20 protein-coding genes are annotated in these 19,709 nt (G+C 37.0%); 5 read left to right on the forward strand and 15 right to left on the reverse strand.

Annotated features, from left to right (window positions below; genetic code table 11):
* Positions 1-335 precede the first annotated feature (335 nt).
* The 8 genes from EKQ63_RS24475 to dnaE all read right to left on the reverse strand — a co-directional run bounded on the left by EKQ63_RS24475 (position 336) and on the right by dnaE (position 11,168).
* Positions 336-725, reverse strand: coding sequence for an FxsA family protein (locus tag EKQ63_RS24475; protein WP_087954126.1), 390 nt, complete (start codon positions 723-725; stop codon positions 336-338).
* Positions 726-924: 199 nt separating this feature from the next.
* The gene (pyk, locus tag EKQ63_RS24480) at positions 925-2,682 is read right to left on the reverse strand and encodes a pyruvate kinase (protein ID WP_087954125.1); all 1,758 of its coding nucleotides are present in this window, start codon (positions 2,680-2,682) and stop codon (positions 925-927) included.
* 53 nt (positions 2,683-2,735) lie between these two features.
* The gene (gene pfkA / locus EKQ63_RS24485; RefSeq protein ID WP_000821163.1) at positions 2,736-3,695 is read right to left on the reverse strand and encodes a 6-phosphofructokinase; all 960 of its coding nucleotides are present in this window, start codon (positions 3,693-3,695) and stop codon (positions 2,736-2,738) included.
* A 128-nt stretch (positions 3,696-3,823) separates the two neighbouring features.
* The gene (accA, locus tag EKQ63_RS24490) at positions 3,824-4,798 is read right to left on the reverse strand and encodes an acetyl-CoA carboxylase carboxyl transferase subunit alpha (RefSeq protein WP_087954124.1); all 975 of its coding nucleotides are present in this window, start codon (positions 4,796-4,798) and stop codon (positions 3,824-3,826) included.
* Positions 4,786-5,655, reverse strand: coding sequence for an acetyl-CoA carboxylase, carboxyltransferase subunit beta (accD, locus tag EKQ63_RS24495; protein ID WP_060632501.1), 870 nt, complete (start codon positions 5,653-5,655; stop codon positions 4,786-4,788). Before accD ends, accA begins: the two co-directional genes overlap by 13 nt.
* Before the next feature lie 185 nt (positions 5,656-5,840).
* Positions 5,841-6,485 carry a FadR/GntR family transcriptional regulator gene (locus tag EKQ63_RS24500; protein WP_087954123.1) on the reverse strand — a complete coding sequence of 215 codons (645 nt, stop codon included), beginning with the start codon at positions 6,483-6,485 and terminating at the stop codon, positions 5,841-5,843.
* A gap of 14 nt (positions 6,486-6,499) precedes the next feature.
* Positions 6,500-7,708: an NADP-dependent malic enzyme gene (locus EKQ63_RS24505; RefSeq protein WP_011199012.1), complete on the reverse strand. Its 1,209-nt coding sequence runs from the start codon at positions 7,706-7,708 to the stop codon at positions 6,500-6,502.
* Positions 7,709-7,841: 133 nt separating this feature from the next.
* On the reverse strand, positions 7,842-11,168 hold the full coding sequence (gene dnaE / locus EKQ63_RS24510) for a DNA polymerase III subunit alpha (protein WP_087996667.1): 3,327 nt from the start codon (positions 11,166-11,168) through the stop codon (positions 7,842-7,844).
* Between the two features lie 42 nt (positions 11,169-11,210).
* Here dnaE and EKQ63_RS24515 point away from each other — a divergent pair, with 42 nt between their 5' ends.
* Together EKQ63_RS24515 and ytrI are read left to right on the forward strand one after the other, a co-directional pair.
* On the forward strand, positions 11,211-11,624 hold the full coding sequence (locus EKQ63_RS24515; RefSeq protein ID WP_001998397.1) for a YtrH family sporulation protein: 414 nt from the start codon (positions 11,211-11,213) through the stop codon (positions 11,622-11,624).
* Positions 11,621-12,124: a sporulation membrane protein YtrI gene (gene ytrI / locus EKQ63_RS24520; protein WP_001265736.1), complete on the forward strand. Its 504-nt coding sequence runs from the start codon at positions 11,621-11,623 to the stop codon at positions 12,122-12,124. Before EKQ63_RS24515 ends, ytrI begins: the two co-directional genes overlap by 4 nt.
* A 50-nt stretch (positions 12,125-12,174) precedes the next feature.
* On the opposite strand, the gene EKQ63_RS24525 is transcribed toward ytrI, so the two are convergent.
* Complete coding sequence (locus EKQ63_RS24525; RefSeq protein WP_087954121.1) at positions 12,175-13,107, reverse strand: DHH family phosphoesterase; 933 nt, start codon at positions 13,105-13,107, stop codon at positions 12,175-12,177.
* A 239-nt stretch (positions 13,108-13,346) separates the two neighbouring features.
* On the opposite strand from EKQ63_RS24525, the gene EKQ63_RS24530 reads away from it, so the two are divergent.
* Positions 13,347-13,652, forward strand: coding sequence for a YtpI family protein (locus EKQ63_RS24530; RefSeq protein ID WP_087954120.1), 306 nt, complete (start codon positions 13,347-13,349; stop codon positions 13,650-13,652).
* A gap of 7 nt (positions 13,653-13,659) precedes the next feature.
* Here EKQ63_RS24530 and EKQ63_RS24535 read toward each other — a convergent pair whose 3' ends face one another.
* The 4 genes from EKQ63_RS24535 to EKQ63_RS24550 form a co-directional block, all read right to left on the reverse strand.
* Complete coding sequence (locus EKQ63_RS24535) at positions 13,660-13,923, reverse strand: DUF3949 domain-containing protein (protein WP_000099739.1); 264 nt, start codon at positions 13,921-13,923, stop codon at positions 13,660-13,662.
* Positions 13,924-14,012: 89 nt separating this feature from the next.
* The gene (locus EKQ63_RS24540) at positions 14,013-14,954 is read right to left on the reverse strand and encodes a phosphotransferase enzyme family protein (RefSeq protein ID WP_143881590.1); all 942 of its coding nucleotides are present in this window, start codon (positions 14,952-14,954) and stop codon (positions 14,013-14,015) included.
* A 98-nt stretch (positions 14,955-15,052) separates the two neighbouring features.
* Entirely contained in the window at positions 15,053-15,376 is a 324-nt protein-coding gene (locus tag EKQ63_RS24545; protein WP_087954117.1) for a hypothetical protein, read from the reverse strand.
* A gap of 149 nt (positions 15,377-15,525) precedes the next feature.
* Complete coding sequence (locus tag EKQ63_RS24550) at positions 15,526-16,839, reverse strand: CBS domain-containing protein (protein ID WP_087954116.1); 1,314 nt, start codon at positions 16,837-16,839, stop codon at positions 15,526-15,528.
* A 244-nt stretch (positions 16,840-17,083) separates the two neighbouring features.
* Here EKQ63_RS24550 and EKQ63_RS30040 point away from each other — a divergent pair, with 244 nt between their 5' ends.
* Positions 17,084-17,245 (forward strand): hypothetical protein, encoded by a 162-nt coding sequence (locus tag EKQ63_RS30040; RefSeq protein WP_190240625.1) that lies wholly within the window; start codon positions 17,084-17,086, stop codon positions 17,243-17,245.
* A 41-nt stretch (positions 17,246-17,286) separates the two neighbouring features.
* Here EKQ63_RS30040 and EKQ63_RS24555 read toward each other — a convergent pair whose 3' ends face one another.
* On the reverse strand, positions 17,287-17,970 hold the full coding sequence (locus EKQ63_RS24555) for a metal-dependent hydrolase (RefSeq protein ID WP_087954114.1): 684 nt from the start codon (positions 17,968-17,970) through the stop codon (positions 17,287-17,289).
* A 149-nt stretch (positions 17,971-18,119) separates the two neighbouring features.
* Between EKQ63_RS24555 and pepQ the strand changes: the two genes are divergently transcribed.
* Positions 18,120-19,217 (forward strand): Xaa-Pro dipeptidase, encoded by a 1,098-nt coding sequence (gene pepQ, locus EKQ63_RS24560; RefSeq protein ID WP_087954113.1) that lies wholly within the window; start codon positions 18,120-18,122, stop codon positions 19,215-19,217.
* Between the two features lie 27 nt (positions 19,218-19,244).
* Here pepQ and EKQ63_RS24565 read toward each other — a convergent pair whose 3' ends face one another.
* Positions 19,245-19,616: a DUF3221 domain-containing protein gene (locus EKQ63_RS24565; protein ID WP_143881591.1), complete on the reverse strand. Its 372-nt coding sequence runs from the start codon at positions 19,614-19,616 to the stop codon at positions 19,245-19,247.
* Between the last annotated feature and the right edge of the window lie 93 nt (positions 19,617-19,709).

Consider the following 19,709-nt stretch of genomic DNA (forward strand, 5'->3'; position numbering starts at 1 on the left):
AATCGAAAAAGTACACAACAAATACAATAAAGTGAAACTTTAATCTATAAGGATCCTATCCCCATCAATTATTAACCGTCACATTCGCCGCATGTCAAAACACATCTTTCATTAACTGAACTTTACTCCCCCTCTCATCCTGTTGCAGATAAAGTGAAACTTTAATCAGTGGGGTTTTCTTCATCCCCACTGATTATCAGCCCTCACCCATCGGACTTTAATGGGCAGCCCGACCCCAACCTAACTTCTTTGCTTTCACTGAATTTTGAGGCGGGGGTCTTACTACCCATTAAAGCGGGATAAAAAAATAGTGCTTAGATCGCTAAATCTAAGCACTATTTCTGCACAATAATAGTTGAGTTTTTTCTAAACTTCCATTCCATCCACTTCATAATAAACGGCTTCAATAAAGCCCTCGTCATAGGGACAACAAAGATGAAACCTATTATATCCGTTACATATCCAGGAAGCACTAAAAGAATACCCCCTACAAAGATAAAAATACCATCCAGTACTGCTGCCCCTGGCATTTCTCCTCTATTCAACTTAGATTGAATCTCTCCAAGCACTTTAAACCCTTGTCTTTTCGCCAAATATACACCTACAACACCTGTAAATACGATCATAGCGAACGTAGACCATAAACCTATTACATGACTCGACCCAATTAAGACTGTAATCTCAATAGCCGGTATTAAAATAAACAAGAACAGTAACCACTTCATAGTTCTACACCCCTCTCATATACCATCACTTTTAACGTCCTCAAAACGCTCATATACACTACATGAAATCCGAATATGCTTTCCTATCAAATTTCATAATAAACAGCTTTCAAAAGCAATTTCAGACACCTCAAGCTAGTTCTATCTCATTTTTTGTGTAAAAAAAAGAGAAGGACTCCGATCCTTCTCTCCGTATTACTTATAGCACTTCCGCATGTCCATTATAAACAATTCCGCGTGCTGCATCAACTGTTACTTCTTGGCCATTTTTTAAAGTTGTTGTTACGCCGTTTACACCAACGATAACAGGAATACCGATTGATACACCTACAACAGCCGCATGGCTTGTTAGACCGCCTTCTTCTACAACTAGAGCAGCAGCTTTTTCGATTGCAGGAATCATATCTTTATCAGTGCTTGTTGTAACAAGGATATCACCTTCGTTTACGTTCGCTACAGCTTCAGCAGCTGTTTTCGCTACAACTACTTTACCTTTTGCAGCTTTACGACCGATTCCTTGCCCTTTAGCAACTTCTTCACCAACAACGTGGATTTTCATTAAGTTTGTTGTACCAGTTTCAGCAACCGGAACACCAGCAGTGATTACTACAGTGTCTCCAAGTCCGATTAGACCTGCATCCATACCTGTTTGAATCGCTGTATCTAACATTTCGTCAGTAGAAGCTGCGCGCTTCTCAGCCATAAATGCTTGTACACCCCAAACAAGTGCAAGACGACGTCCTACTTGCTCGTCAGATGTTACAGCTACGATTGGAGATTTTGGACGGTATTTAGAGATCATTTTCGCAGTATATCCACTTTCTGTTGGAGCTACGATTGCAGCTACATCAAGAGCAAGTGCTGTATGCGCAACAGATTGGCTAATTGCATCTGTAATTGTTGGAGTGAACTCTTTAATACGTTTTTTGAACATATCTTCATATTGTAATGATTTTTCAACACGTACTGCAATGTTAGCCATCATTGTTACTGCTTCTACTGGGTATTGTCCAGCAGCTGTTTCACCTGAAAGCATGATTGCATCTGTACCATCGAAGATTGCGTTAGCTACGTCACTTGCTTCCGCACGAGTTGGACGTGGGTTACGTTGCATAGAATCTAACATTTGTGTTGCAGTAATAACTGGTTTACCTAACACGTTACATTTTTTAATTAGACGTTTTTGTACTAACGGTACTTCTTCTGGTGGAATTTCTACACCCATGTCACCACGAGCTACCATTAAACCGTCAGAAACTTCTAAGATTGAATCGATGTTGTCGATACCCTCTTGGTTTTCGATTTTTGGTACGATTTGGATGTACTGAGCGTTATGCTCTTCTAATAATTCACGGATTTCTAATACGTCAGCTGCTTTACGTACGAATGAAGCTGCGATGAAATCAACTTTTTGCTCGATACCGAAGATGATATCTTTTACGTCTTTTTCAGTGATACCAGGAAGCTTAATACTTACGTTTGGTACGTTAACACCTTTTTTATTTTTTACAGTTCCGCTGTTAAGAACTTTTGTACGGATGTTTCCGTCAGCTTTGTCGATTACTTCTAGCTCGATAAGACCGTCATCGATTAGAATGCGAGAACCTGGGTCTACATCGTCATAAAGACCAGCGTAAGATACAGAGAACTTCTCTGCAGTACCTAATACTTGCTCAGTAGAAAGAACTACTTCTGCACCTGTTACAAGCTCAGCTTGTCCGTCTACGAAGTCGTGAGTACGAATTTCTGGACCTTTTGTATCAAGTAAGATACCAACTGTTTTACCAGTTTTCTTTGAAGCTTCACGAATGTTTTTAATACGAGCGCCGTGCTCTTCATGGCTACCATGAGAGAAGTTTAAACGAGCAACGTTCATACCTGCTTCGATTAATTGCTCTAATTTTTCAATACTTTCACTAGCAGGACCTATAGTACATACAATTTTAGTTTTACGCATATTGCACCTCCGAAAATTATGAAACCGTTCCCAAATATCCGACATTAAGTCGATTAGATGGATAATTCTTTAGATAATTGATACATATCTTTATCGATTGTATGCTTTTGAGCTAACGCTTCGATAATATCATGATCAACAAGTTTGTTATCTTGAATACCTACACAACGTCCACCTTTACCAGCAATTAATAATTCAACTGCTCTTGCGCCAAGACGGCTTGCTAATACACGGTCTTGTGCACTTGGTGATCCACCACGTTGTACGTGACCTAATACAGTTACGCGAGTATCAAAGTTTGTTGCTTCTTCAATGTGCTTACCGATGTCAATTGCACTTCCAACACCTTCAGCTACAACGATAATACTGTGTTTTTTACCACGTTCACTACCGCGCTTCAGACGAGCGATAACATCTTCCATGTCATACTCTTCTTCTGGAATTAAGATTGTTTCCGCACCATCAGCTAAACCAGCCCATAATGCGATATCACCAGCGTGACGTCCCATTACTTCGATAACATATGTACGTTCATGAGATGTAGCTGTGTCACGAATTTTATCAATTGCATCAATAACAGTGTTTAAAGCTGTATCGAAACCAATTGTGAAGTCTGTTCCAGGGATATCATTGTCAATTGTACCTGGTACACCAACACATGGGAATCCTTGTTCAGTTAATTTTTTAGCGCCTTGGTAAGAACCATCTCCACCAATAACAACAAGTCCTTCGATACCGTGTTTCTTTAATTGCTCGATACCTTTTAGTCGTACTTCTGGGTCTTTAAACTCAGGACATCTTGCTGTATATAATTTCGTACCACCGCGGTGGATAATATCGCCAACAGAACCTAGTTCTAATTTTTCAATGTGACCAGAAATTAATCCAGCGTATCCATGGTAAATACCATATACTTCAATATCATGGAAAATCGCTTTACGAACAACTGCACGAATGGCAGCATTCATACCAGGTGAATCTCCACCACTTGTTAATACACCAATACGTTTCATTTGTACTCACCTCATAAAGATTATTTGCCTTATAATAAAATAACACGAAAAAATATAAAAATACAATGGAGAAGATGTGTCTTTTCATAATAAAAACGTGCATTCGCGAAGTGGAACGCACGCTTTTCTTATTTTATCCAAATGGAAGCGTTTGAAAACGAAACTTGCCCAATTTTCATATATTTTTCATAACGTTTTTCGATTAATTCATCTTTCGAAATTCCGTTTAATTGTTCAAAAGTTTTTCTGATTATTAAGTCTATATTTTCTGACTGTTTCAAAATATTACGGTGTGCTCCACCTTTTGTCTCTGGAATAATTTCGTCAATTACACCTAATTCTTTCAAATCTGCTGCTGTAATTCTCATCGCCTCTGCAGCTTCCTTTGCTTTTCCTGCATCTTTCCAAAGAATTGCGGCTGCACCCTCTGGCGTAATAACAGAATAAGTGGAATTTTCTAGCATATGAATGTAATCTCCTACTCCAAGACCTAGCGCACCACCACTACCACCTTCGCCGATAACGATACAAATAACAGGTACCGTTAAGCCTGCCATTTCAAATAAATTGCGGGCGATAGCTTCACTTTGACCCCGTTCTTCAGCAGCTTTACCAGGATAGGCTCCTTTCGTATCAATAAAACAAATAATTGGACGATTGAACTTTTCCGCCTGCTTCATTAAACGTAATGCTTTTCGATATCCTTCTGGGTGAGGCATCCCAAAATTACGGCGAATATTTTCTTTCGTATCTTTTCCGCGTTGATGCCCGATTACAGTTACAGGCATCCCTTTATACTTCGCAATGCCGCCGACAATCGCTGCATCATCGCCAAATAGACGATCTCCATGACATTCAAAAAAATCAGTAAATAAGTGCTCAATATAATCGAGCGTTGTCGGTCGTTCTGCATGACGAGCAATTTGAACACGGTCCCATACTTTCATATTTCCGTATATATCTTCCTCTAAATTTTCTAGCTTGTCTTCCAAAATACGAATCTCCTCACTGAAGTCCATCTGGCTGTTTTTCGTATAGTCTTTCAGTTCACGAATCTTATTTCTTAGCTCAACAACTGGTTTCTCAAATTCTAGCTCTGCCATACAGCCATTTCCCCTCCTTGATGAACTTCTAAAATCTTACGAAGCGATTCTCTCATATCATCACGATGTACCACCGCATCTAATTGACCATGTTCTAGTAAGAATTCTGCTGTTTGGAAATCTTCCGGTAGTTTCTCACGCACGGTTTGTTCAATTACACGTCTACCAGCAAATCCGATTAGCGCCCCTGGTTCTGCAAGATTATAATCACCAAGTGAAGCGAAACTCGCTGAAACCCCGCCCGTCGTTGGGTGAGTCATAACAGAAATAAATAATCCTCCTGCATTACTATGCTTTTTCAAAGCTACGCTTGTTTTTGCCATTTGCATTAAACTTAATATCCCTTCTTGCATACGGGCACCACCCGAAGCAGTAAAGATAATAAATGGAACTTGTAAGTCGTACGCCTTTTCAACCGCACGGGCAATTTTTTCTCCTACAACAGAGCCCATGCTCCCCATTCGAAAACGAGAATCCATTACTGCAACAACAACAAGCATGTCATCAATTGTTCCTTCACCAGTTACAACCGCTTCGTTCAATTCAGTCTTCTTACGATCGCTCTCTAGTTTCTCTTCATAATCTGGAAACTCGAGTGGATTTAATGAAACCATTTCTTTGTCATACTCACGGAATGACCCTTCGTCCAATATACTATCAAGACGTTCCCATGCATTCATAGGATGATGATACCCACAATTCACACATACTTTTAAATTTTTTAGAAGCTCTTTCGTATACATGATTTTTTTACATTTCGGACATTTTGTCATAACGCCGTCTGGTACATCTTTTCGTACTTGTTCTGAAGGTATTGCAGCGTACTTTTTCTTTTTCACGAATAAATCTCTTAGCACAATTTGACCCCCTTCGTTGAGAGCTAAGGTTAGCGTAAGAAGAAAATTGGGCTAACACCAAAGTTTGATGTTAGCCTTATCTTCTCAATCTGTCTAATAACCTCACTCTTTACGTTTAACTTTAACCGCTACGCGATAGAATGTTTGTCATAACGTGTCATGGTCATTTCGACAAATTTTATACATTACGAGTGAAACTGTATATTCTCTACTAATTCATCGTAAATTTTTAGTGCATCATTTTCTTGTTTTCCTTCCAAAATAGCGTAAAGCTTTCTATACATATCGATAGAATCTCCTGAAACTTTACAAGAAAGAGTTGATACGTAATCATTTACGATCATCCAAATGCGATATAGTAAATAATTATCGACTTGTTCAATAAGTGTTTTAAAGAACGTTTGGTGAAGCATTGGAATTGAGTTTTCATTTCCTTCAAGCACTTGATGTAATTTACTTAGCACTTTAGAAAACGTTTCTTTCGGTAAATTACATACAATTCGAATCATATCTTTCTCAAGCAATCGTTTTGTTTGTAATAAATCACGAATTGTTTTCTCATCTTGCAGCAAGAACGGAGCAATCAATTGTACAAGACCGTTATCGTAAAAGTTTCGAATAAACGTCCCTTCACCACGTCTCGTTTCAATTAATCCTACAAGTTCTAAAGCTCGCAACGCTTCTCTTACAGAGGAACGTCCTACGTTTAAACGTGAACTTAACTCACGCTCAGACGGCAAACGATCCCCTGCTACCAATCCATCCTCTTCCATAATGGAACGGATTTTTTTTACAATTTCGAGATATACTTTTGTATTTGATGATGTCAATGGAAATTCCTCGCTTATTCTTTACCAATCAGCGCTAATTGTTTTGTTTTCTCAGCAACTTCATTTGGATCTACTTGACGGCGAGCTACTCCTGTCTCCATTGCAGCTTTCGCAACGTAAGCTGCTACTTGAGGCGCTACACGCGCGTCAAACGGTGCTGGAATGATATAGTCTGCATTTAACTCATCTTCTGCTACAAGCTCAGCAATAGCCTGTACAGCTGCCATCTTCATTTCTTCATTAATTTGTGTCGCATGTACGTCAAGTGCACCGCGGAAAATACCAGGGAACGCTAGTACATTATTTACTTGGTTTGCGAAGTCAGAACGACCCGTTCCAACAACAGCTGCGCCCGCTGCTTTTGCCAATTCTGGCATAATTTCTGGAACTGGATTCGCCATTGCAAAAATAATCGCATCGTCATTCATTGTACGAACCATCTCTTCTGTTAATGCACCTTCTGCAGATACACCAATGAATACGTCCGCACCTTGTACAACATCAGCTAAAGAACCTTCGATACGATTCTTATTTGTATATTTTGCCACTTCATCCTTCACCGGATTCATACCTGTAGGACGACCTTCATAGATCGCGCCTTTACGGTCACACATAATAATGTCGCGTACGCCATAGCGATATAAAAGTTTAATAATTGCAATACCTGCTGCACCTGCGCCATTTGCGACAACTTTAATGTCAGACATTTTCTTTCCAACTAATTTTAGCGCGTTCACAAGACCTGCTACTGTTACGATAGCTGTTCCGTGTTGATCATCATGGAAGATAGGAATATTTGTTTCTTTTTTCAAACGTTCTTCAATAATGAAGCAGTTTGGTGCTGCGATATCCTCTAAGTTAACGCCGCCAAAAGTTGGCTCCATTAATTTTACAGTTTCAACAATTTTATCTACATCGTTTGTATTTAAGGCAATTGGGAATGCATCTACACCAGCAAAACTCTTGAATAATACAGCTTTACCTTCCATTACTGGAAGAGATGCTTCAGGTCCGATGTTACCAAGACCAAGTACAGCCGTTCCATCAGTCACAACTGCTACCATATTTCCCTTCATCGTATATTCATATACCTTACTTTTATCGTCATAAATTTCTTTACAAGGTTCTGCAACCCCTGGAGAATATGCAAGACTTAAATCTTTTGCATTTTCTACTTTTACTTTTGATACAGTTTCTAATTTTCCTTGATGCACTTTATGCATGTGAAGTGCTTCTTCACGAAGTGTTGACAAACTATCCACTCTCCTCAAATTATTCTTGCTGATATCAACTTCTCCAAGTGGTCTGACCACGAACACTACTACTATAATAATCGAAGTGTAGGGAAATTGTCCATTATATTTTCACAACCACATTTTCTTCCCCGACAATTTCACGAAGTGCTCCTAAACATTCTTCACTTGGATGAATCGATAAACTTCGAGATAATTGTACCATTTTATGTTCCTTTTCATAATAAATTAGTACTTTCGCAAAACCCGAATAGTCAAACAATATTTTAGTAACCTGATTTAAAAGCTTTTTCTCATATTGAGACGGCAATTTCACGTAAACAGACGCATCTTTTTTTCCCTCATACACATCCATTTCTTCTAACGGATATAGTCCATTTACAATCCATTGCAGCTTATGATTTCTAAGCTCAATCGTGCCGTCAACTAACACAATTGCTCCTTCTTGTAACTTATCTGAGAAATGTATATACGTTTCGGGGAAAAGAACTGCTTCCATTTCATCATTTTGATCACAAAATGTAATAAATGCCATCTTTTGCAACTTTTTCGTACGAATCACTCTCACGCTTGTTATGTACACGATAGCTCTTTGTACTTTTTTCTTATGTCGCATCGCCTGAGCAAGAGATGGAATTTCTAATTCTTTCGCTAACTTCACATACTGCGCTGTCGGATAGCTTGATAAATAAAAACCTAGTACTTCCTTCTCTTTATTTAACTGTTCAATAAAAGAGAGCTCTTCTCCTTGTACGTATTTTGATTTTGGAACAGCATCTCCTAAATCACGTGCAAGATTGGCATACTCTAAAGCTCCTTTAAGACTTTTCCATAAATTCGTTCTCGAAACACCAAAATCGTCAAAACATCCAGACCAGACGAACGCCTCTAAATTTCGCTCTGTTACAAACTTTGATGGCATGCGCAGACAAAATTCAAATAAATCTTCAAACATTTTTTTCTCTCGTTCTTCGATTAATGCTGTCACTGTAGCCATTCCGATGTTTCGAATGGAAAGTAAGCTGTAACGTATCGCATTTCCTTCTATTTGGAAATTATAACCACTTCTCTGAAGAGACGGCGGCAAAACATGAAAACCTTTTCGCTTCGTTTCTCGTATATACTGCACAATCTTATCTTCATTTCCAATTGCACTCGATAATAGTGCCGTCATAAATTCCAACGTATAATTCGCTTTTAAATAGGCAAGTTGATATCCAATCATACTGTAGGCTACAGCGTGACTTCGGTTAAAACCGTAATTTGCGAATCTTACAATTAAATCGTAAATTTTCTCTGCAGATGTCTCATCATAACCATTTTGTAAACACCCTTGCACAAAATGCCTACGTTCCTGATCTAAAATATCACGATTTTTTTTACTCACTGCACGGCGTAATAAATCTGCTTCTCCGAGCGAAAAGCCCGCCAACTTCGACGCAATTTGCATAATTTGTTCTTGGTATACAATTACACCATATGTTCTTTCTAAAATCGGTTTTAAGTCCGGATGTAAATATTCAATTTTTCTTTTTCCATGCTTTGATTCAATAAAGGTTGGAATTTGTTCCATCGGTCCTGGTCTATATAACGAGTTAACAGCGACAATATCTTCAAATTCATTCGGCTTTAACCCGCGAAGTACATTTCGCATACCACCTGATTCAAGCTGGAATACACCTGTTGTATCCCCTCTACCTAACAATTGGAATGTCTTTTCATCTTGAAGTGGTAAATTTCTTATATCGATTTCTTTCCCTGTTTTTTGCACAATAAACTTTATAATATTTTCAAGTAACGTTAAATTACGTAATCCTAAAAAGTCCATCTTGAGCAACCCAAGTTCTTCTAATGCATCAGCTGGGTATTGCGTAACATACACATCGTTATGCCCTTCTTGAATTGCAACACTTCCGGTTAATGGCTCTTGGCTCATAATAACGCCAGCTGCATGAATAGACGTATGACGCGGTAAGCCTTCTACACGTTTTGCAATTTCAAACACACGCTCATGCAAAAGGTTTCCTTGTATAAACTCACGGAGTGACTGAGATTCCTCATATGCATCTTTTAACGTTATACCAAGCTTTGATGGGATAAGTTTTGAGAATATGTCGATATCTCGCGGCGGAAGCCCCATTACACGCGCAATATCTCTAATTGCCGCTTTCGCTGCCAGCGTCCCGAACGTTACAATTTGAGCAACACGAAGCTGACCATATTTATCTTTCACATATCGAATCATCTCATCACGTCTTATATCGGGAAAATCGATATCAATATCTGGAAGTGTGACACGTTCGGGGTTTAAAAACCTTTCAAATAATAGATCGTATTCAATTGGATCAATATCTGTAATTTCTAATACGTAAGAAACGAGTGAGCCAGCCGCTGATCCACGACCTGGTCCTGTTAAAATATGATTTTCATGCGCGTACTTCATAAAATCCCAGACAATGAGGAAATAATCACTAAACCCCATGCTAGAAATCACGTTTAATTCATGATTCAAACGCTTTATATGTACTTCTTTCGGCGTACCATAACGTTTCTGCAATCCTTCTTCACAAACGCGGCGTAAATACATATCATTCGTTTCGTTAGATGGAACAGGGAATTTCGGTAATTGATTTACATGAAACGGTATTTCTACTCTGCAACGTTCTGCAATTTCTACTGTGTTATAAATCGCTTCTTCTACGTGAGAAAATAGTGCTTCCATTTCATCTGATGATTTTAAATAATATTGATCTGTTTTCAGCTTCGGCCTATCTGGATCCGTCATTTTCGTTCCACTTTCAACAGATAATAAGCATTCATGAACGAGTGCGTCACTTTGATTGATGTAGCGTACATCGTTTGTTGCAACGACCGGGACATTTATCCTACTCATAAATGCAGGTAATTTCTCTTGCAGAAGCAGTTCATCTTGAATCGCATGATGCTGTAAACTCATATAAAAATTGCCGAACATATTTTGATACATACGAGCTACTTCTTCAGCTTGACTCTCTTTGTCTTCTAATAATAATTGTTCAATTTCCCCATCTTTACCTGGTGAAATAGCAATTAATCCTTTCGCATAATGTGCAAGCCATTTCTTAGGAATACCTTCTTTTGACTTCGTCATAATGCTACTAGAAATTTTCAATAAATTTTGATAACCTATTTCATTTTCAGCAAGTAAGACAAGCGGATAAGACTTTTCTTCTTCTTCACTAAAAATAGAAGCTGTTAAACCGATAATAGGATGTATACCATGTTTCTTACATGCTTTATAAAACGGAATAACGCCATACATAACATTTTCATCCGTAATAGCTAGCGATGAATAACCGAGCTCTTTCGCCCTAACTACAAGCTCATCAATTTTACAAGCACTTTTTAATAAACTAAAAACGGTTTGACATTGTAAATGCACAAACTTCACTGTTGTACCCTCTCTTTACCTATTTGACTACTTTTATTATAGGTGAAGAGGAAAGAGGAAATCAAAACATACTTCTTATACTTTGTCCATATATATGAAGAAGAAAGGGGAATGACGATGGATGTAAGAGAACACACTTTTTTCTCTCTGCTTATTATTAGTTATTTTATTGCCTTTGGGGTTATACTTGGTGGTTCATTAATTGGTGGATTTGGTGCATTTCTTATCGGAAAACCAACTCTAACTTACATTAATCAATTCGCCCAAAATTTAAGAATTTGGGCACTCGTTGCAGCGATTGGCGGAACATTTGATACTTTTTATAGTTTTGAAAGAAGTTTCTTTGGCGGGGATATGAAAGATATCGTAAAACAAATTCTCCTTATTTTTTTCGCAACAGGTGGTATGCAAACCGGTCTTATTATTATTAAATGGCTAACGCAGGAACATGTATGAGAGTACCAAGTGCCAATACAGCAAAAAGATGGTATTTAGTTTTAGCTGGCGCTGCTGTTGGAGGCGTGTTGAGCTGGTTTATTTTTTTGTACATATACGGTGTTTTTCAAGAAGAACAAGCTAGTAAAATAGCAGAACAAAGAGAAATTATAGAAAAACAAGAAGCAAAGCTCCACGTCCTTCTCGAAGACCAAGAAAAATTGAATACTGAAAATAAACGGCTCTTAACCATTCAAGAGATTAAAATAAAACTTATAAATCGAGAAAAATACGATTTAGACAATCTTACACTCGAAAATATGACTACATCTATCCATAATGACCTCCAGCATCTTTTAACGAAAAACATACAAAGTATCGCAAAAAATAAAGACCTACTCAAAAAAGTAATCGAAAACAAGACGTACAAACATTACGATCGGCTATACCGTTTTAAAGTCGATACAATATCTTTTGATACCGTGCTTGAAATTAGCATTACGATAGAGAAAGAAAAATAAAGAAGGAGGGCTTAGCGCCACTCCTTCTTTTCGTTCTAACATATAATTTCTTATTTACAAATCTCACGTAAATCAGCAAATAGACGATCCGCTTCTTCCCAAGAAGATGCTTTTGCACCAGAAGCCATCGGATGTCCTCCACCGTTATATTGCATTGCTAATTTATTTATAACTGGTCCTTTTGAACGAAGGCGAACACGAATCACATCGTCTTCCTCTAAAAATAGAACCCATGCCTTTAATCCATCAATATTACCAAGTGCTCCAACAACGCCGGATGCCTCAGAAGGAAGTACATCAAACTTTTCTAATACTTCTTTTGTTAATTTAATGTAAGCTGCTCCTTCTTCTACCATCGTAAAGTTTTGTAAAATATAACCGTTTAAACGAGCGATTTTTTCTTTTGTTTTATACATTTCATTGTATAAATCTGTGAATTTCACATCCATATCAACAAGCTCACTTACGTAACGAAGTGTTTTCGCTGTTGTATTCGGGAATAAGAAACGACCTGTATCCCCAACAATACCTGCTAAAATAAGACGAGCTGCTTCTTTTGTTATTTGTAATCCTTTATCTTTTCCATAATTATAAAACTCATAAATCATTTCGCTTGTAGAACTCGCTGTCGTATCTACCCACGTAATGTCTCCGTATGGATCTTCATTTGGATGATGATCAATTTTGATTAACATCTGCCCTTTTGTATAGCGTTGATCGTCAACACGTTCTTGGTTTGCTGTATCACAAACGATAACAAGCGCATTTTCGTATACACTATCTTCAATATCATCCATTACTCGTAAATATGCTAATGACGGTTCATTGTACCCAACCGTATAAATATTTTTCTCTGGAAACGATTCTTGTAGAATTGTACTAAGACCGCCCTGTGAACCTAACGCATCTGGATCCGGACGCACATGACGATGAATAATAATTGTATCAAACTCTTTAATTGCTCCTAAAATTTGCTCATGCATATGTATAATCTCCTTTTTATTCAACTTCTTCACTTTAACGTGCAGTAAAAGCCCAATGGCTGGGGCTAATTATTAGCGCGTGGAAACATCCCCACACTAATGAAAGTCTCACTTTATCCTCCATTATAACGGAAAGTATTTCATACATGCGAACAATTGCTTTATAATAAAAGTTAGAAAGTTTAGATATTTCTTTTTTCTCCACTATTATTTTTCATAAAGCGATGGGAGTGTGCATGATGCCAGTATTAGTCTTCTGTATTATTGTCTCATTTATGTTGTACCTCTTCTACAAAACAAAATACTTTCGTACAAACCGCCCAATGGAGAAAGGTTGGCTCTCAGGAAAATCAGCAATGGCACTCGGTTCATTCGTCTTATTCTTCGGGATAAACCAATTCTTTTTGGAACTTTCAACTGCTCGTATTATCGTTGGTGTTTTATTTGTTCTATTTGGTAGTGCAAGTGTATGTAATGGATTTCGCCAATATAAACATTTCTTACCATTAGCAGTTGAAGAAGCCGAAGTCTATGAAACAACGTAAAAAAGCATCAACATTGTGATGCTTTTTTACGTCCTCTAACTTTTAAAATCATATATGCAACAAACGCAGAAGGAATATTGAATGGATTGCCTTGTACATGGAGATGTAATTGTTCTTCCCCAAAAGACATTTTTTCATATAGCTCTCGCTGAGATAATCCTGTTTTTTTCTTTTTTTCATGTAAACCTTGTAAATATAAATATTGAATCGGTATCATCACAAGGAAGTAAAATAGTGCAATACTACCAAAAAAGAGTACTGTTGATGACATAATGCATACCACCTTCCAGAAATCCATTTTCTTACAATTAAATTATAACATAGTCTAGAATCTAAATGAATTAATATTCTGTTTTTTTATCATACAATTGTCTTACCGCCTAATTCCTCTTCCGCATATTGAATATATCGGCGAATAAAAGCGCCAGGATTTTTTCTAATAGGTTCAATATCAAGTCTTAATGGAATTTTTCCAGCCATATAAAACAATCTTGAAGCAGTCCCAAGGCGAATGGTTGCTTCTGAAATATTTTCTCCATAGCCCATCATGAAATTACCCCATATCTTTTCTAACTGTCCCGAAGCAATTAAATGCAATCTAGGAACACCAATATCAAACTCTTTATACCCCAATCCGCATTCATCAAAATCGAGTAAATACCAATCCTCTTTATCTACAAGAACATTACCAAAATGCATATCACCATGAACGAATTGTTTTTCTCCTAGTTGAGTTGAATTTGTGAGTTCTAGCATTCTTTCTGCAATTCTCATGCACTTATTTTTATCCTCATAAGATAAAAACGAAGTATTTAATAAACATTGTAAAGGCTCGTGAATAATCTTTTGCTCGCTATATATAGGTCTTTCATAACCTTTCCAACCTTGTGGTACTTCCTTAAGTAAGTTATTTGCATTTTCATGAAACTTTCGCATTAATGATCCAAGTTTTTCATAATCTTTATCCTTCGGTTCTAAAATCTCGCTTCCGTTTATAAAACTAAAGACAACAAAATACTGGATACTCCTCTCATCTTTCCTAACAGATGTAATCCAATCCCCACTTTTATTTACAACTACTTCTGGTATTAACATTTGTTTTTGCAACGCTATTAACCAATGTATTTCAGCCTCTATTTGCTCAGCTGTATAACGTCCTTCTCTATACTGCCTAACTACAAGTTTATTTTTGTCCGATTCAAATATATATGTTTGATTTTCTCCCCCATGCAATAATGAAACTTCCGTAAAACTATTTAAATTATATTGCTTACATAACTGCTCTTTAATGTGAAAATCCATTCTTCTCCCCCTAGTTCGTATAGTGAAGTATAATAATAATTAATAGCTTATCTTATCGACTAATCACCAATTTTCTATCCGTACCGATACATATCCTGCTATTTTTTTACTTCTCTCCCAAAACTCTCACCGAACTTAAGTAATAGCTTCAAAATCCAATAAAACAAAATAAAGTTAAAGAAAAAGCCTAATGGATTAAACCAACATTCCCATCCACCATAATAAACAAACGTTTCAGCTGGTACACCAAAATAAAGAAAATCCGGCTTATTTTCTCCTGATATGGGAATAAAAGCACCTATACTAGTAAGAGTCAAACTTACAAAATACAACCTCTTTTTAAGACCATTCATTCTTCTATGCGTTAACACATGAATAATGATGAAACATACGACCACTAAAAAGAAAAGTATTCCACCCATTCGCTTCCTCCTTATCGCTATTCCACTTCCACATCTTCAAATTTTTTAGTATTTTTATTATAACTATGAAATGATACGCTATTTATTTTTTGTTTCTATCCTTTTAACAAAAAAAGATGGAACAAACCAAAACGATTTGTTCCATCTTTTTATTTATCGATCAATTGCACCATAAGTAATGCTTTCCCAACAACATTACCTTCATGATGTACTTCTACATCAACCTTACCAAATTTACGTCCTATTTCTAATACTTTCGGATGAACGGATACAACATTGTCAATTTGAACTGGTTTTACGAAATAAATTGTTAAGTTCTCAACAATTAAATCACTCTTCTTTTGCGCACGAATAACGCGATTCGTTGCTTCCGTCACAATCGTTGCGAATACACCGTAAGATAGCGTTCCGATTGAATTCGTCATTTGCGGTGTCACTGAAAATTGATATAGATGCTCATTTTTCGCTTCTTTCGGCGTCATGAATTGATTCGTTACAATATCATCGATTGTTTCGCCGACTTGCGGTTGACGCTGAATCATTTGCAATGCCTGCAGTACATCTTGACGGCTAATAATACCTTGCAACTTATTTCCTTCATCAACAACTGGAAGTAACTCAATACCTTCCCACACCATCATACGCGCCGCAGCTGCAACAGATATTTTTCCATTTACCGTAATTGGATGCTTTGTCATCACTTTATCAATTGGTGTTTCTTTCGCTACACCGATCATATCTTTTGAAGTTACAATACCTAATACCTTTTTATTTTCATCAACAATCGGATATCTTCCGTGCATCGTCTCTTCGTTATACGCATGCCATTGCTGCACTGTATCATCTGGCTTTAAATATAACGTTTCTTCAATTGGCGTTAAAATATCTTCAACGAGTACAATTTCTTTCTTAATCAGCTGATCGTAAATCGCACGGTTAATTAACGTTGCAACTGTAAATGTATCGTAACTACTTGAAATAATCGGCAGTTTTAATTCATCTGCTAATTTCTTCACATGATCTTCCGTATCAAATCCGCCCGTAATTAACACCGCAGCTCCGGTTTCTAACGCTAATTGATGTGCGTTCGTACGATTACCGACAATAAGTAAGTTTCCAGCTTCTGTATAGCGCATCATCGCTTCTAATTTCATTGCTCCGATTACGAATTTATTTAACGTTTTATGTAGTCCTTCTCTGCCTCCAAGTACTTGACCATCGACAATGTTAACGACTTCTGCATATGTCAGCTTTTCAATATTTTCTTTCTTCTTTTGTTCAATTCGAATTGTTCCGACACGTTCAATCGTACTAACATATCCTTTATTTTCTGCATCTTTAATTGCACGATAAGCTGTACCTTCACTTACACTCAAATCTTTTGCAATTTGCCTTACAGAAATTTTATGCCCTACTGGCAGGCTATTAATATGTTCTAAAATTTGGTTATGCTTGGTAGCCAAATGGTTTCACCATACTTTCTTTTCCCTAAATTCTTCATGTGTTGTATTTTCAGTATACTATATTTTCAAAACTGTTACACTCTCTCTTTGTATATCTGTACTATTTTTTTTATAACAAAATACGCCTTACATTACATCACTGCTTCCATTACAACAATGTAATGGTATTGTCATCTCGTTCAATAGTTTGTCCAGCCACTTCCATATACAATGAAGACAAGAAATGAAACAAAGGAGCGGATACATGATGAAAAAATTATTAGAAGTTGTAGGTGCTGTATTTTTAACTTTCGTAGACGGGAAAAAAGTTGCAATGAAATTGAATGAAACACCTGAACAGCCACTTCCAAAAAGAGAAGAATCATCAAAACAAATACAACCTTTAAAAGCTGTTCTACACACGTAAAAAACCCTTCACTTGTCTTTTCAAATGAAGGGTTTCTTTTTCTATAGTGTAATACTTTCTCCAGCTTCTAATACTTTCCCTGTACAATTTTGTAGCTTTTCTACAAATTGATATGGATCTTGTTCAATAACTGGGAACGTATTGTAATGCATCGGTACAACAGTTTTCGCCTGAACCCATTTTGCTGCTAAAACAGCATCTTCTGGTCCCATTGTGAAATTATCACCAATTGGTAAAAATGCTACATCAATGTTATTTAGTTCCCCAATTAATTTCATATCAGAGAATAGAGCAGTATCCCCTGCATGATACACAGTTTTTTCTTCTGCTGTAAATAAAATGCCCGCTGGCATACCTGTATATGTAATCGTCTTATTATCTTCATCAATATAACTAGAGCCGTGGAATGCTTGTGTAAACTTCACTTTTCCGAAGTCAAATTCATGTGAACCACCAATATGCATCGGATGTGTTTTTACACCTTGCCAACTTAAAAATGTCGCTAGTTCAAATGGCGCCACTACAACTGCATTATTTTTCTTCGCGAGCTCTACTGTATCTCCAACATGATCACCATGTCCGTGCGATAAAAGAATCGCATCTACTTTTACATCTTCAGCCTTTAAATCTGTTTTCGGATTTCCCGTTAAAAATGGATCAATTACAATCACTTTTCCATTCGTTTCAATCTTTACAACTGAATGCCCATGATAAGATACTTTCATTATTACATTCCTCCCCTATTCACATTCTCACATTTTATTCTACATGATTTTTCAATTCCCTGTCTTTTCTAACATCTATTTACTTGTCATAACGCTTTCTTCCGAGTTAAAGTTATATTTGTAATTAAATATCTCGGGGGTGCCAATCGATGAATGCTAGATTAGAAAATTTAATGCAATGGCTAAAAGAAAAAAACGTAGAAGCTGCGTTCTTAACTTCTACACCAAACGTCTTCTACATGACAAACTTCCACTGTGAACCACACGAAAGACTTCTTGGTATGTTTGTATTCCAAGAAAAAGAACCTATTTTAATTTGCCCTAAAATGGAAGAAGGCCAAGCACGTAACGCTGGCTGGGCACATGAAATTATCGGATTTACTGATACTGACAGACCATGGGATATGATTGCAAAAGCAATTAAAGACCGCGGCATCAATGCAAACGCAGTTGCAATTGAAAAAGAACATTTAAACGTAGAGCGCTACGAAGAATTAACAAAACTATTCCCAAATGCAGCTTTCAAATCAGCTGAGGAAAAAGTTCGTGAACTTCGTTTAATTAAAGACGAAAAAGAACTTTCTATTTTACGCGAAGCAGCTAAAATGGCAGACTATGCTGTTGAAGTTGGTGTAAATGCAATTAAAGAAGATCGTAGCGAACTAGAAGTATTAGCAATTATTGAACACGAATTAAAAACAAAAGGCATACATAAAATGTCATTTGATACGATGGTATTAGCTGGTGCAAACTCTGCTCTTCCACACGGTATTCCAGGTGCAAACAAAATGAAACGCGGCAATTTCGTACTATTTGATTTAGGCGTTATCATTGATGGCTATTGCTCTGACATTACACGTACAGTAGCATTCGGCGAGATTTCTGAAGAACAAACTCGTATTTACAACACTGTACTTGCTGGACAACTACAAGCAGTTGAAGCATGTAAACCAGGTGTTACACTTGGCGCAATTGACAACGCTGCTCGTTCTGTTATCGCAGATGCAGGTTACGGCGACTTCTTCCCGCACCGCCTTGGTCACGGACTTGGAATTAGCGTACATGAATATCCAGATGTAAAAGCTGGCAACGAATCTCCATTAAAAGAAGGTATGGTCTTCACAATCGAGCCAGGTATTTACGTACCAAACGTAGGTGGCGTTCGTATTGAAGATGATATTTACATCACAAAAGACGGATCAGAAATTTTAACGAAATTCCCGAAAGAATTACAATTTGTGAAATAATAAAAAGGCAGCTTAATTGCTGCCTTTTTATTTCTCTACTATTTCGAATTTCTCTACTATCATTTTCGCTGGATAACTCTCAAGCGTTTGAGAAGACCATACTTTTATTTTACACCCTGTTTTTAATTGATTATATGCGCTTTTATCCTTAAAACTTAAAACCGTATGTGATAGATGTTCTTCATTCATTTGTTGTTCTATATAATTTTGTAACTCTACTTTTGTTTCAAACGTTTTATCATCGGCCAAAAACACTGTGTCATTTCTTAATATGATATACCCCTCTTTAGGTACATCTTTTACCGCTACTTGCTCTACTGATTTTGTAGTACACGCTACTAATATGATTAGAACTACACCTAAAAACATGAACATAGAAAATTTCATATGCCTATCCATTCGCAACTCCTCACTCTACGCTATTTCGGCTTTAAAACCATCTTCTCCTCATACTTATCATCCCATTTAATCACAATCTCTATCGGTTCATCT

It is taken from the genome of Bacillus sp. BD59S (genome assembly GCF_007363175.1).
Lineage (GTDB): Bacteria > Bacillota > Bacilli > Bacillales > Bacillaceae_G > Bacillus_A > Bacillus_A pacificus.